Source organism: Rhodanobacter sp. C03 (assembly GCF_002001175.1).
Taxonomy (GTDB): domain Bacteria; phylum Pseudomonadota; class Gammaproteobacteria; order Xanthomonadales; family Rhodanobacteraceae; genus Rhodanobacter.
The window spans coordinates 662,727-677,152 of the sequence record NZ_MUNT01000001.1; the positions used below are offsets into that span (position 1 = coordinate 662,727).

General features: G+C 65.5%; 12 protein-coding genes. All 12 read left to right on the top strand.

Translation table 11 applies throughout. The features are described from left to right. The first annotated feature begins 5 nt into the window (after window positions 1–5). The 12 genes from ftsL (at window position 6) to ftsZ (ending at window position 14,061) form a co-directional block, all read left to right on the top strand. Window positions 6–266, top strand: a complete 261-nt coding sequence (ftsL, locus tag B0E48_RS02805) for a cell division protein FtsL (protein ID WP_168170298.1) — start codon at window positions 6–8, stop codon at window positions 264–266. Next, complete coding sequence (locus tag B0E48_RS02810) at window positions 266–2,083, top strand: penicillin-binding protein 2 (RefSeq protein WP_077515897.1); 1,818 nt, start codon at window positions 266–268, stop codon at window positions 2,081–2,083. Before ftsL ends, B0E48_RS02810 begins: the two co-directional genes overlap by 1 nt. After that, window positions 2,080–3,585 carry a UDP-N-acetylmuramoyl-L-alanyl-D-glutamate--2,6-diaminopimelate ligase gene (locus B0E48_RS02815; RefSeq protein ID WP_077515898.1) on the top strand — a complete coding sequence of 502 codons (1,506 nt, stop codon included), beginning with the start codon at window positions 2,080–2,082 and terminating at the stop codon, window positions 3,583–3,585. The genes B0E48_RS02810 and B0E48_RS02815 overlap by 4 nt, the downstream gene beginning before the upstream one ends. Then, window positions 3,582–4,964, top strand: coding sequence for a UDP-N-acetylmuramoyl-tripeptide--D-alanyl-D-alanine ligase (gene murF / locus B0E48_RS02820; RefSeq protein WP_077515899.1), 1,383 nt, complete (start codon window positions 3,582–3,584; stop codon window positions 4,962–4,964). The genes B0E48_RS02815 and murF overlap by 4 nt, the downstream gene beginning before the upstream one ends. Next, window positions 4,954–6,054, top strand: a complete 1,101-nt coding sequence (gene mraY, locus B0E48_RS02825) for a phospho-N-acetylmuramoyl-pentapeptide-transferase (protein ID WP_077515900.1) — start codon at window positions 4,954–4,956, stop codon at window positions 6,052–6,054. Before murF ends, mraY begins: the two co-directional genes overlap by 11 nt. Beyond that, window positions 6,054–7,292 (top strand): putative lipid II flippase FtsW, encoded by a 1,239-nt coding sequence (gene ftsW, locus B0E48_RS02830; protein ID WP_077515901.1) that lies wholly within the window; start codon window positions 6,054–6,056, stop codon window positions 7,290–7,292. Before mraY ends, ftsW begins: the two co-directional genes overlap by 1 nt. Continuing rightward, complete coding sequence (gene murG, locus B0E48_RS02835; RefSeq protein WP_077515902.1) at window positions 7,289–8,362, top strand: undecaprenyldiphospho-muramoylpentapeptide beta-N-acetylglucosaminyltransferase; 1,074 nt, start codon at window positions 7,289–7,291, stop codon at window positions 8,360–8,362. Before ftsW ends, murG begins: the two co-directional genes overlap by 4 nt. Continuing rightward, the gene (murC, locus tag B0E48_RS02840; RefSeq protein ID WP_077515903.1) at window positions 8,359–9,798 is read left to right on the top strand and encodes a UDP-N-acetylmuramate--L-alanine ligase; all 1,440 of its coding nucleotides are present in this window, start codon (window positions 8,359–8,361) and stop codon (window positions 9,796–9,798) included. Before murG ends, murC begins: the two co-directional genes overlap by 4 nt. An 8-nt stretch (window positions 9,799–9,806) precedes the next feature. After that, entirely contained in the window at window positions 9,807–10,745 is a 939-nt protein-coding gene (locus B0E48_RS02845; RefSeq protein ID WP_077516909.1) for a D-alanine--D-alanine ligase, read from the top strand. Beyond that, on the top strand, window positions 10,742–11,476 hold the full coding sequence (locus tag B0E48_RS02850; RefSeq protein WP_077515904.1) for a cell division protein FtsQ/DivIB: 735 nt from the start codon (window positions 10,742–10,744) through the stop codon (window positions 11,474–11,476). Before B0E48_RS02845 ends, B0E48_RS02850 begins: the two co-directional genes overlap by 4 nt. Window positions 11,477–11,504: 28 nt before the next feature. Further along, window positions 11,505–12,737, top strand: a complete 1,233-nt coding sequence (gene ftsA, locus B0E48_RS02855) for a cell division protein FtsA (RefSeq protein ID WP_077515905.1) — start codon at window positions 11,505–11,507, stop codon at window positions 12,735–12,737. A gap of 130 nt (window positions 12,738–12,867) precedes the next feature. Further along, a complete protein-coding gene (gene ftsZ / locus B0E48_RS02860) occupies window positions 12,868–14,061 on the top strand; it encodes a cell division protein FtsZ (protein ID WP_077515906.1) in 1,194 nt (397 codons plus the stop codon). The last annotated feature ends 365 nt before the right edge of the window (window positions 14,062–14,426 follow it).

The following is a 14,426-nucleotide window of genomic DNA, read 5'->3' on the forward strand; positions in this document are numbered from 1 at the left end:
AGGTGATCGGCGGCCTGTTCATGCTGATGCTGCTGGCGGCGGTGCTCGCCAGTGCGATCGGCGTGGTGTGGACGCGCCACGAAAGCCGCGTGCTGTTCGTCAACCTGACCGGGCTGCAGAACCAGCGTGACGAGTTGAACATCGAATACGGCAAGCTCGAACTGGAGCAGGCCACCTATGCCGAGCCGCGGCGCATCAACGACGAAGCGCGCCAGCGACTGGGCATGGTCGATCCGCGCCCGCAAGACATCCGGTTGCTGCACTGATGGGCTGGCGCGATCACAGCACACCCGCCCGGCAAGGCCGCCGTCACGGCACGGGTCCCAGCGCACGCCGGCGCATGACGATCGTGGTCGGTCTGCTCGGGCTGGCCTCGCTCGGGCTGGTCGCGCGCGCGTTCGACCTGCAGGTGGTGCGCAAGCAGTTCTACCAGAGCCAGGGCGACGCGCGTTTCCTGCGCGAGATGAAGATCCCGGTGTCGCGCGGCACCATCTTCGACCGCAACGGCGAGCCGCTGGCGGTGTCGACGCCAGTGATGTCGATCTGGGCGAATCCGTCCGAGGTGCTGGACAACGCCGACCGCATTCCGGCGCTGGCCAAGGTGCTGAACGACGACCCGGCCAACATCCAGCAGTATCTCGAGCAGCGCGCGGGTCGCGAGTTCGTCTATCTGCGCCGACAGATGTCACCAGAGGCGGCGCAAGCCGTGCTCGATCTGGACATTCCCGGCATCAACGGCCAGCGCGAATTCAAGCGCTATTACCCGTCCGGTGAAGTGACCGCGCACGTGCTCGGCTTCACCAATATCGACGACCACGGCCAGGAAGGCCTGGAACTGGCCTACGACGACTGGTTGTCCGGCAAGCCGGGCGTCAAGCGGGTGATCAGGGACGGCAAGGGCCATATCGTCGAGGATCTGGAACAGGTGCGCGCACCGCAGCCCGGGCGTGATCTCACCCTGAGCATCGACCGGCGCATCCAGTTTCTGGCCTACAGCGAATTGAAAAGCACGCTGGAAAAATCCCAGGCCGATTCCGGTTCGATGGTGATACTCGACGTGAAAACCGGTGAAGTGCTGGCGATGGTCAACCTGCCGACCTACAACCCGAATTCGGTAGGCAGCACGTCGGCGTCGAATCGGCGCAATCGCGCGATGACTGATGTGCTCGAGCCGGGCTCCACGATCAAGCCGGTGTTGATGGCGGCGGCGTTGTCCAGCGGCAAGTACACGCCGACCAGTCCGCTGATCGACACCACCGGCGGCCACTGGTTTTTCCAGGGCCACGACATCCACGACACGCACAACTACGGGCTGCTGAGTCCAACCGGCGTGATCACCAAGTCGAGCAACGTCGGTGCCGCGCACATCGCCATGCAGCTCGATACCGGGCTGATGTACGACACTTATCGTGCGTTCGGCTTTGGCAACAGCACCAACAGCGGATTCCCGGGTGAAGCATCCGGCTATCTCCAGGTCGGAGGTAAATGGCGGCCGCTGGAAAAAGCCATCCTGGGCTATGGCTATGGCCTCAACGTGACCGTGCTGCAATTGGCCAATGCCTACGCGACGATTGCCGATGGCGGTGTCATGCACTCGCCGACCTTCATCAAGGGCAACGACAACGATGCCAAGGTGATCATCGAGCCGCAGGTAGCCCAGCAGCTGGTGGACATGCTGGAAACCACTACCCAGCCAGGTGGCACGGCGGCACCGTATGCCTGGATTGCCAATTACACGGTGGCCGGCAAGACGGGCACGGCGCACAAGGCCATGGCAGGCGGCTATTCGAAGGACAACTACGGCGCTGCATTCGCCGGCATGGTGCCGGCGACCAACCCGCGGCTGGTGGCAGCCGTGGTGGTCGACAATCCAAGGAAGGGCAGCTACTACGGTGGCCTGGTTTCGGCGCCGGTGTTTGCAACGGTCATGGCGGGCGCGCTGCGCCTGCTTGATATCCCACCCGACAATATCGGCCGCTGGTACGTCGGCGGCCCCTTGCAGGTTCAGAACGGGCTGACGGGTAATCAGCCGCCTGTCGCGCCGAACATCGAAGAAGCGCCGGCCGAAGAGGCGACGCCATGAGCACCGGTCATCTCGATCAGTTGCTGCTGGGGATTGCCGATGTGCAGGTGGCCGCGACCCCGGGTGCTGGCCGCATCGTGGTGTCCGGGCTGGCGCTGGACTCGCGCAAGGTGCGCCGCGGCGACGCGTTTTTCGCGTTGCGCGGCAGCCAGGGTCATGGCATCGAATTCGCCGCTGGCGCCGTGCAGCGCGGTGCCCAGGTGGTGCTCGCCGAAGCGCCGGCCGTTGACGTGGCGGCGCTCGACGTGCCGCTGCTGTGGATCGACGGCCTGCACGATCAGGTCGGTGAAATCGCCGCGCGCTTCCACGACCGTCCGGCCGAAGCGATGCGCGTGATCGGCATCACCGGCACCAACGGCAAGACCTCCTGCGTGCAATTGCTGGCGCAGGCACTGACCTTGCTGGGCCATCGCGCGGCCACCATCGGCACGCTCGGCGCCGGCGTGCATGGCCAGTTGCGCGAAGGCGAGCGCACCACGCCCGATGCGATCAGTGTGCAGGCGTTTCTGGCGGATTTCCGCGATGCCGAAGTCAGTCACGTGGCGATGGAAGTGTCATCGCATGCTCTGGAACAGGGTCGCGTCGCTGCGGTGGACTTCGAGGTGGCGGCGTTCACCAATCTCACCCGCGATCATCTGGATTATCACGGCAGCATGGAAGCGTACGGTGCGGCCAAGGCGAAACTGTTCGCGTGGCCGGGGCTGCAGAGTGCGGTCATCAACATCGACGATGCGTTCGGTCATGAGCTGGCAGCACAACTGCCGCCCGGCGTGAAGCCGTTGCGTTTCAGCATGGCCGATGATGCCGAAGCCGAGATTGCCGCGAGTGCCATCGTCACCACGGCCGAGGGGCTGGCGTTCCGGCTGCGCACGCCGTGGGGATCGCGTGCACTGAACAGCCATCTGCTCGGCCGCTTCAATGTGGCGAACCTGCTCGTGGTGGTGGCGTGCCTTGGCGCGCTGGGCGAGTCGTTCGAGCGCATCGTGGCCGCGGTCGAACAGCTGCAGCCGGTGAATGGCCGCATGAGCCGACTCGGTGGCCTGCAGGGCTTGCCGCTGGTGGTGGTCGATTACGCGCATACGCCGGACGCGCTGGAACAGGCGCTGAGCGCGGTGCGTGCGCATTGCGCCGGTCGGCTGATCTGCGTGTTCGGTTGCGGCGGCGAGCGCGATGCCGGCAAACGTCCGCTGATGGGCGCGATCGCCGCGCGATTGGCGGATATCGCGATCGTCACCGACGACAATCCGCGAGGCGAGGATGGCGACGTGATCGTGGCGCAGATCGTGGCCGGCATGCAGGCGGCGCGCGCGATGATGGTGGAGCGCGATCGGGCATCGGCGATCGGCCATGCGCTGCGGATGGCGCAATCCGGCGACGTGGTGCTGATCGCCGGCAAGGGCCACGAGACCTATCAGGAAGGCGCCGCCGGCAAGCGCCCGTTCGACGATCTGGCGGTGGCGCATGCGGCGCTGGAACGGATCAGCCGGGAGCCGCGCGCATGATGCCGCTGAGCGCGATTGCCGTGTGGACCCACGGGCAGCTGTTCGGTGCCGATGTCGTTGTCACCGGCGTCGCGATCGATACCCGAAAACTGAAACAAGGCGACCTGTTCGTCGCGATCAAGGGCGAACGCGTAGACGGTCACGACTATCTGGCCGAGGCGGCTGCACGCGGCGCGGTGGCTGCGCTGGTGACACGCAAGGTCGACAACGCGTTGCCGCAGGTACTGGTCGATGACAGCGCGTTGGCACTGGGCGACCTGGCCAGTGCGGTGCGGGCGCAGCGCGACGTGCGCGTGGTGGGCATCACCGGTTCCAATGGCAAGACCACCGTGAAGACGCTGGTCGCGTCGATCCTGTCGCGACATGGCCGCACCCACGTCAGCAGCGGCAACTACAACAACGAGCTGGGCCTACCGCTGAGCCTGCTGGCGATGCCACAGGATACGGAATACGCCGTGTTCGAGATGGGCGCCGGCAAGCCGGGCGATATCGCCTATCTGGCTGCCATCGCACGGCCCGATATCGGCCTCGTCACCCTCATTGCGCCGGCGCATCTTGCGCGGATGGGCAGCATCGAAGGCGTGGCCGAGACCAAGGGTGCGCTGTATCAGGCGTTGCCGGTCGACGGCATCGCGATCATCAATGCCGACGACAGCTTCGCCAGTTTCTTCGGCGGACTGGCCGGTACGCGCAAACAGCTGCGTTTCGGCCTCGATCATCCGGCGGATGTGGGTGCGGATATCGTGGAACAGCGCGTCGACGGTTCGCGTTTCCTGCTGAGCACGTCGCGTGGCGATGCCGAGGTGGCGTTGCCGCTGCCCGGTCGCCACAACATCGCCAATGCGTTGGCGGCGGCGGCGGTCGCGCTGGCCCTCGAGGTGCCGCTGGACACCATCGTCACCGGACTGGAGCAGGTCGCGGGCGTGGCCGGCCGGCTGCGCCGTGAGGTGATGGCAGCTGGCTGGACGCTGATCGACGACAGCTACAACGCGAATCCCAGCTCGATGGCGGCAGCGATCGACACACTGCAGCTGGCCGCTGGCGAACGCTGGCTGGTACTGGGCGACATGGCCGAACTGGGTACGGACGCACGCACGCTGCATGCAGGTATCGGTGCACGCGCCCGTGAGCATGGCATCGAGCGGCTGTTTGCGGTCGGGCCGCTCGGCGCGGCCACCGTCGAGGCATTCGGTGCACAGGGCGAACATTTCAGCGACAAGCCGGCACTGATCGCTGCGCTGCAGGCGCAACTGCATGGCGGCGTCACCTGTCTCGTAAAGGGCTCGCGTTCGGCCGCCATGGAGCAGGTGGTGCTGGCGCTCGGCGGTCATCCGGGCCATGCGGACAAGAATCAGGGAGGTGCCTCCGATGCTGCTTGAACTGGCGGACTGGATGGCGCGGCATTTCACCTCGCTGCATCTGTTCCAGTACATCACCTTCCGCACGATCATGGCCGCGCTCACCGCGTTGGCAATGTCGCTGCTGTGCGGGCCGTGGCTGATCAACCGGCTGGCTGCACTGAAGGCTGGCCAGGTGGTGCGCAGTGACGGTCCGCAGACACATCTGGTCAAGGCCGGCACACCGACCATGGGCGGTGTGATGATCCTGCTCTCGGTCAGCGTCGCCACGCTGCTGTGGGCCGATCTGCACAACCGCTACGTGTGGGTGGTGCTGGCCGTGATGCTGGCGTACGGCGCGATCGGTTTCTACGACGACTACCGCAAGCTGGTGCTGAAGGACAGTCGCGGGCTAGCCAGCCGCTGGAAGTATTTCTGGCAATCGGTGTTCGGCCTCGGCGCGGCGCTGTTCCTGTACTACAGCGCGCCAGCGGCGGTCGCCGCCCTGCCGGTGGCGGAGACCGCGTTGTACGTGCCGCTGTTCAAGCACGTGGTGCTGCCGCTGGGACTGTTCTTCGTGGTGGTGACCTATTTCATGATCGTCGGCTTCTCCAACGCGGTGAACCTCACCGACGGACTGGACGGGCTGGCAATCATGCCGACCGTGCTGGTTTCCGGCGCGCTGGGCGTGTTCGCGTACCTGGCTGGCAACAAGCTGTTTTCCGAGTACCTCGGGATTCCCTCGATTCCCGGTGCGGGCGAGTTGGCGATCTTCTGCGGCGCACTGGCTGGCGCGGGCCTCGGCTTTCTGTGGTTCAACACGTATCCGGCACAGGTGTTCATGGGTGATGTCGGCGCGCTGGCGATGGGGGCCGCGCTCGGCTGTGTCGCGGTGATCGTGCGCCAGGAAATCGTGCTGCTGGTGATGGGCGGCGTGTTCGTGATGGAAACCGCCTCGGTGATGATCCAGGTCGCCAGCTTCAAGCTCACCGGCAAACGCGTGTTCCGGATGGCGCCGATCCACCACCACTTCGAATTGAAGGGCTGGCCGGAGCCGCGGGTGATCGTGCGCTTCTGGATCATCAGCGTGGTGCTGGTGCTGGTCGGTCTTGCCACGTTGAAGGTGCGCTGATGTTCGACTTCGACACCACTCAGGCAAAACGCCGGCTGGGGCCGCGCGGCAGCTTCGACCTGTGGCTGCTGGTTGCGCTGATCGGGCTGGCCAGCGTCGGCGTGGTGATGGTCACCTCCAGCTCGATCGCCGTGGCCGACAGCCAGCACGTGGGCGCGTTCTACTTCCTCAAGAAGCACTTGCTCTTTCTCAGCTTGGGCATGGTCGCTGCCGGCATGGCGATGCGCACCGAGCTGAAGTTGCTGGAAAGGCATGCGTTCCCGCTGCTGGCAGTGGCGTTCGTATTGCTGTTGGCGGTATTCGTGCCGCATTTCGGCATGCGCATCAACGGCGCGCGACGCTGGCTGAACCTGCTGGTGACCAGCTTCCAGCCGGTCGAGGCGGTGAAGCTGATCCTCGTGATCTACATCGCCAGTTATCTGGTACGTCATCGCGAGAGTGTCGAGACGCGCTTCCTCGGCCTGATCAAGCCGATCATGGTCGCTGGTGTGATCGTGCTGCTGCTGCTGGCGCAGCCCGATTTCGGCTCGGCCACGCTGGTGATTGCGGTGAGCATCGCGATGGTCTGGCTCGGCGGCGCGCGGCCGATCTTCCTGTTCATCATGGGCTTGCCGCTGATGCCGCTGCTGTACATCGCGGCGACTGGCGAGAGCTATCGCATGAAGCGGCTGACCTCGTTCATGGATCCGTGGAAGGATCCGTTCAACGACGGCTTCCAGCTGACCCAGTCGCTGATGGCGATCGGTCGCGGCGAATGGGATGGCGTGGGGCTGGGCTCCAGCGTACTGAAGTTGTCCTATCTGCCGGAAGCACACACCGACTTCATCTTTGCGGTGATCGGCGAGGAGCTCGGCCTGGCTGGCGTGCTGCTGGTGATGGGGCTGTTTGCGCTGGCGGTGGGGCGTGGCCTGTATCTGGGTTTGAAGGGCGTCGAGATCGGCCAGCGCTTTGCCGGCTATGTCGCGTTCGGCATTTCGCTGATGCTGGCGATGCAGGCGATCGTGTCGGTCGGCGTGAATCTCGGTGCGCTGCCGACCAAGGGCCTGACCCTGCCGTTGATCAGCTACGGCGGCTCGTCGATGGTGCTGACCTGCGCGATGGCTGGCGTGCTGTTGCGTGCCACGTTCGAAATCAATCGCGCGCTGGATGCGCGTGAAGTGACCAAGCGCATGCCGGGCGCCGTGGCGGCAGCCGATGCGAATGTCGCTGTCAAGCCGCGCGAGGCGGTGGCCGCATGACTGCCTCCGCGCCCGTGCTGATCATGGCCGGTGGTACCGGCGGCCACATCTTCCCCGGGCTGGCCGTGGCCGATTGCCTGCGCGCCCAAGGCGTGCCAGTGGTGTGGCTGGGTGCGGCTGGCGGCATGGAAACGAAAGTCGTGCCCGCGCACCGGATCGAGCTGCACACGGTGGCGGTCGGCGGCCTGCGCGGCAAGGGCCTGAAGACCCGGCTGCTGGCACCGCTGATGTTGCTGCGCGCGCTGATCGCGTCGCTGGCTGTGCTGCGCAAGGTGAAGCCGCGCAGCGTGCTGTCGATGGGTGGTTATGTGGCTGGCCCCGGCGGCCTCGCCGCGTGGCTGCTGCGGCGGCCGTTACTGGTGCATGAACAGAATCGCGTGGCTGGCTTCACCAACCGCAAGCTGGCCGGATTGGCGAAGCGGGTGCTGGCCGGTTTTGCGGATGCATTACCGCAGGCCGAGTGGGTTGGCAATCCGGTGCGTGCTGCGATTGCCGCGTTGCCCGAGCCGGCGCAGCGCATGGCGATGCGCAACGACAAGTCGCGTTTGCTGGTGCTTGGCGGCAGCCTTGGTGCGCGTGCCCTGAATCTGGCCGTGCCACAGGCGCTGTCACAGCTCACACCGGAGCAGCGCCCCGAGGTGCTGCACCAGTCCGGCACGCGTGGTCTCGACGAGGCGCGCGAGGCCTATGCGAAGGCCGGTGTCGAGGCACAGGTGGTGCCGTTCATCGATGACATGGCCGCCAGCTATGGCTGGGCCGATCTGGCGGTCTGCCGCGCGGGCGCGCTGACTCTGGCCGAGCTGACCGCGGCTGGACTCGGCGCTGTGCTGGTGCCATTCCCGCACGCGGTGGACGACCACCAGACGCGTAATGCCGAAGTATTGGTGGCTGTTGGTGCAGCAGCGGTGATTCAGGAGATGGATCTGGACGTACAGAATCTGGCGCAGCGACTGGAGTCGCTGCTGGGCAACCGCACGCAGCTGCTGGCAATGGCCGAAGCCGCGCGCACGCTGGCCAAGCCCGACGCAGCCGACGTGATCGCTGCCGCCTGCCTGGAGGTGGCCGCATGACGCCGCGTCGCCTGCATGCGCATGAGGATCTGATGAGCACGTTTCGCCGCGTGCACTTCATCGGCATCGGTGGCGTCGGCATGAGCGGCATCGCCGAAGTGCTGCATAACCTCGGTTATGCGGTATCAGGCTCCGACCGTGCGAATTCGCCAACGGCGCAGCGCCTGCAGCGGTTGGGCATCACCGTGCATGTCGGCCATGCCGCCGAACATATCGGCGACGCCGACGTGGTGGTGACCTCGAGTGCGATCAAGCAGGACAATGCGGAACTGGTCGCCGCGCGCGCAGCCCGCATTCCGGTGATCCCGCGCGCCGAGATGCTCGGCGAGTTGATGCGTTTCCGTCGTGGTGTGGCGATCGCCGGCACCCACGGCAAGACCACTACCACCAGCCTCACCGCCAGCGTGCTGGCCGAGGCCGGCTATGACCCGACCTTCGTGATCGGCGGCCAGTTGAATGCGGCCGGTGCGAACGCGCGACTGGGTACCGGACAGTACCTGGTGGCAGAAGCGGATGAGTCGGACGGCTCGTTCCTGCTGCTCTCGCCGGTGATTGCCGCAGTCACCAATATCGATGCCGATCACCTGGAGAACTACGGCGGCGATTTCGCCCAGGTGAAGAAGGCGTTCGCCGACTTCCTGCACCGGCTGCCGTTCTACGGTCTGGCTGTGCTGTGTGTGGACGATCCGGAAGTTGCCGAGCTGGCGAAATCCACCACGCGCCGTGTGATGACCTACGGCATCGACACCGCAGATGCCGATGTGCGCGCATTGAACCTGATCCAGCACGGTTTCGAGATGCACTTCGATCTGGTGCTGCCGAACCGTGGCGACGCGCTGCCGGTGAAGCTGAATCTGCCGGGTCGGCACAACGTATTGAATGCGCTGGCTGCCGCCACGATCGGTTGGCAGCTCGGCGTCGAGGCGGATGCACTGGCGCATGCACTCGAACATTTCCAGGGCGTCGGCCGGCGTTTCCATCGGCGCGGCGAGATCGCGCTCGATCAGGGCAGCGTGTTGCTGGTCGACGACTACGGCCATCATCCGCGCGAGCTCGCCGCGGTGTTCGCCGCTGCACGTGGCGGCTGGCCCGAGCGCCGGCTGGTGGTCGGCTTCCAGCCGCACCGCTACAGCCGCACGCGCGATCTGCTGGACGACTTCGCCAATGTGCTGGCCGAGGCCGACGTGCTGGTGCTGACCGATGTCTATCCGGCCGGTGAGGCGCCGATCGCCGGCGCCGACGGCCGCGCGCTGGCGCGTGCGGTGCGTGCGCGCGGCAAGGTCGATCCGGTGCTGGTCGAGCATCCGCGCGATCTGAAGGAAGCCCTGCCGGCGCTGCTGCGCGACGGCGACCTGCTGCTGCTGCTCGGTGCAGGCGATATCGGCACGGCGGCGGTGGAGCTGGCGCAAACCGGTCATCTGAGGACAAGCAAGTGAGTATCGTCGTGAACAAGATCAATGATCCCGCCCAGTTCGGCCGCGTCGCCGTGGTGATGGGCGGCAGCTCGGCCGAGCGTGAGGTGTCGCTCGACTCCGGCCGCAACGTGCTGGCGGCGCTGCAGGCGCGCGGCGTCGACGCGCACGCGATCGACGGCATCCCGGCGTTGCTGGATGCGCTGCGTGCCGGCCATTTCGCGCGCGTGTTCAACATCCTGCATGGCCAGCATGGCGGTGGTGAGGACGGTGTGCTGCAGGGCGCGCTGGAATCGCTCAACGTCCCGTACACCGGTTCGGGTGTGCTCGGTTCGGCGTTGTCGATGGACAAGACGCGCTCCAAGCGCGTGTGGCAATCGCTCGGCCTGACCACACCAGGATTCGTCGCGCTGCCACGCGGGGCCGATGTGCATGCCGCGGCGAAGCAGATCGGATTCCCGCTGATCGTGAAGCCGGCCTGCGAGGGCTCCAGCGTGGGCGTCACCCGCGTGTTCGAAGAAGCGCAACTCGATCAGGCGGTGCAACTGGCCGCGAAGTATCCGGGCGACCTGCTGATGGAAACCCTGATCGAAGGCGACGAACTGACTGTCGCCATCCTCGGTCGGGAGGTGTTGCCGACGATCCACATCGTGCCGAAGGGCGCGTTCTACGACTACAACGCGAAATACATCGCCGAGGACACGCTCTATCTCTGTCCCGGCCTGGAAGGCCATGCCGAGAGCGAGCTGCGTGCGCTGTCGCTGCAGGCGTTCGATGCACTCGGGTGCTACGGCTGGGGCCGCGTCGACGTGATGCGCGACCGAACCGGTCGCAACTGGCTGCTGGAAGTGAACACCGCGCCGGGCATGACCTCGCACTCGCTGGTCCCGAAGGCCGCCGCGGTTGCCGGGATTGATTACCAGGAACTGTGCTGGCGCGTGCTCGAAACCAGTTTCCGGGAGGGCGCGTGAAGGGAACCATCCGCCTCGTTGCCTGGTGTCTGGCCATCGCGCTGGTCGCGCTGCCGATCGTCGGCGTGCTGCGCGGATGGTTTGCGGCCAACCGCTGGCCGGTGACCCAATTGACGGTGCAGGCCGAGTTCAAGCACGTCAGCCCGGACGAGATCCGTGCTGCGGTATTGCCGCGGCTGGGCAAGGGCTTCTTCGCGCTGGATCTCGATGCTGTGCAGCAGGCTGTCGCCGCGCTGCCGTGGGTGGAGTCGGCGGAGGCGCGCAAGCGCTGGCCGGATACCTTGCTGTTGCGCATCTACGAGCGCCAGCCGTTTGCGCGCTGGAACGACAAGCAACTGATCAGCCGGCAGGGCCTGGTGTTCGACGCACCGGGCATGGATGACACCGGCGCATTGCCGAGCCTGCATGGGCCGGATGCACGGCTGGCCGAGGTGGTGAGCTTCTACGCCGAAACCCAGAAGGCGTTTGCCGGCACCCATCTGCAGATCACCGGCGTCGCCCTGACCGAACGCGGCAGCTGGAGCGTCAGTACCGCCAGCGGAGCACAGATCGTGATCGGCGACCGTGCGCAGGCCGGCCGTCGGCTGCGCCGCTTCCTCACGGTCTACCCGCAGCTGATCGCCGGCCACGCCGATGGCTTCGCCTACGCCGACCTTCGCTACACCAATGGATTTGCCGTGCGCTGGCCGCAAGCGGCCGCCACCAACGCTGGAGGCTCGCCCCGCACATGAAGACGATCTGCCTATTGAAGGCCGCCCTATGAAACCTCGCAACGACAAGCAATTGGTGGTCGGTCTGGATATCGGCACCTCGAAGGTGGTGGCGATCGTCGGCGAGTACGAGCCGGGCGAGCCGATCACCGTGATCGGCATCGGCACCCATGTATCGCGTGGCATGAAGCGCGGTTCGGTAGTTGACATCGAATCGACCGTGCATTCGATCCAGCGTGCGGTGGAAGAGGCCGAGCTGATGGCTGGCTGCGACATCCGCTCGGTGTACGCGTCGATCTCCGGCAGCCATCTGGAAACCCGCAACTCGCACGGCAACGCAGCGATCCGCGACCGTGAGGTGACTGCGGGCGACCTGGAGCAGGTACTGGAGGCAGCCAGCGCGGTGGCGATCCCGGCCGATCGCAAGGTTCTATATAAGGAGTCGCAGGAATACCGCATCGATGGCCAGGACGGCATCCGCTCGCCGGTGGGCATGAGTGGCGTGCGGTTGGAGGCGAACGTGCATCTGGTCACCGGCGCGGCGGCGGCGGTGCAGAACATCACCAAATGCATCCAGCGTTGTGGCCTGTCAGTGGACGAGCTGGTGCCATCGGCCTTGGCCAGCGCCAAGGCCGTGTTGACCGACGACGAGCGCGAACTCGGCGTGTGCCTAGTCGACATCGGCGCCGGTACCACCGATATCGCGATCTACACCCAGGGCTCGATCCGCTACACCGCCTCGCTGCCGGTCGGTGGCGACCAGGTCACCAGCGATATCGCTTACGGCGTGCATACGCCGACCGCGCATGCCGAGGAAATCAAGATCAAGTACGCCTGTGCGCAGACCGGGCTGGCGCACGCCGAGGAAACCATCCAGGTACCCAGCGTCGGCGATCGTCCGCCGCGCCGGCTTGCGCGGCAGTCGCTCGCGCAGAGCGTGCAGGCGCGTTACGAGGAAATCTTCGAGATGGTGCAGGACCAGCTGCGCCGCTCCGGCTACGAGAGTCTGGTCGCGGCCGGTGTGGTGCTGACCGGCGGCGCCTCGAAGATGGAAGGTGCGCTGGAGCTGGCCGAGGAGATCTTCCACAAGATGGTGCGCATCGGCGTGCCGCAACAGATCGATGGTCTCGGCGAAGTCGTCTCCAGTCCGCTGCATGCCACCGGTGTGGGTTTGCTGCTGCACGGTGCGCGCGCCGGCGGGATGCGGACGAGCGGGCCGGTCGGCGGCAGCGTCGGCGGTCTGGTCGGCAAGCTGCGCGGCTGGATCACCAAGAATTTCTGATGTTTCTTTTTTGATTTTTGGGTGACGCAGGAAGCGTCGCTCCGGGCGGAAGGATATCCGCCCACCACCATGGACCGACAGGAGTCGCGATCCCTGGTTACAACGACAACAACTCTACGGAGGACGGGAAATGTTTGAACTGATTGATAAACTCGCACCCAATGCAGTCATCAAAGTGATCGGCGTGGGCGGTGGCGGCGGCAATGCCGTGGCGCACATGCTCAACTCCAACATCGAAGGCGTCGAGTTCATCGTCGCCAATACCGATGCCCAGGCGATGACCAGCTGCAGCTCGCGCACCCACCTGCAGCTCGGTGGTAACGTGACCAAGGGTCTCGGTGCCGGCGCGAATCCCGAGGTCGGCCGTCAGGCGGCGCTGGAAGATCGTGAACGGATCGAGGCGATGCTCGAAGGCGCCGACATGGTGTTCATCACCTGCGGCATGGGCGGCGGTACCGGTACCGGCGCAGCACCGGTGGTGGCACAGCTGGCCAAGGAAAAGGGCATCCTCACCGTGGCCGTGGTCACCAAGCCGTTCCCGTTCGAGGGTCGCCGGCGCATGCAGGTGGCACTGAAGGGTATTGAAGACCTGTCGCAGCACGTCGATTCGCTGATCACCGTACCGAACGAGAAGCTGCTCAGCGTGCTCGGGCGCGACGTTACTCTGCTGAATGCGTTCAAGGCCGCCAACGACGTGCTGCAGGGCGCCGTGCAGGGCATCGCCGATCTGATCACCGCTCCGGGCCTGATCAACGTCGACTTTGCGGACGTGCGTACCGTCATGTCGGAGATGGGCCTTGCGATGATGGGCTCGGGTACCGCACGCGGCGACGACCGTGCACAGGCGGCAGCCGAGGCGGCGATCAAGAACCCGCTGCTGGAAGACGTCAACCTCAATGGTGCTTGCGGCATCCTGGTCAACGTCACCGCCGGTCCGAACCTGACCATGCGCGAATTCGACGAAATCGGTCGTATCATTCATGACTTCGCCAGCGAAGACGCTACCGTGGTGATCGGCACCTCGCTCGACCCGGAAATGAAGGACGACGTGCGCGTCACCGTGGTGGCCACCGGCCTCAACCGTGCCGTCGCCTCGCGTCAGCAGCCGCCGATGCGGATGGTCGAGACACAGCAGATGCAGATGCGCCCGCGTCCGGTCGTGCTGCGTACCGGCACCGGCAACGAAGTGGTCGACTACGCGAATCCGGAGGTGACGACGGTCAGCAACAGCAGTCGTACGGAAGCGGCCATGCCAGCCAAGGGCAACGATCCGGGCTTCGATTATCTGGATATCCCGGCATTTTTGCGGCGTCAGGCTGATTGAGGCTGGACAGCCAAGTTAAGGCGGTGCGAAAAAATTGAACGAACGCCCGTTGCACGGGTCAGTTCTCAAGCGTGTCCGTTCCGACTGTTCGCAGTCGGGGTGGAGTTGCTCCGGCCGGTTTGGCTGTGGCGGCAGCTGAGGGTTGACCGTGATCGGATCGATGTTCGCTGTGAAAGCAGCAAGACTGTGCGTCCGGATGACGCATGACCCGCCGTACGGGGTTCCCCGTGCTGGCTGGTTCGTTACCCCGTGCCGGACTCCCGTCCCTGGCATGGGGTGACGCGTCGAATCGTCAGATGGCGGAAGAAACAACCCTGAAGTTCGCGTGTACCAAGCATGAAAGAAACATGAAGACTTAATCAGAC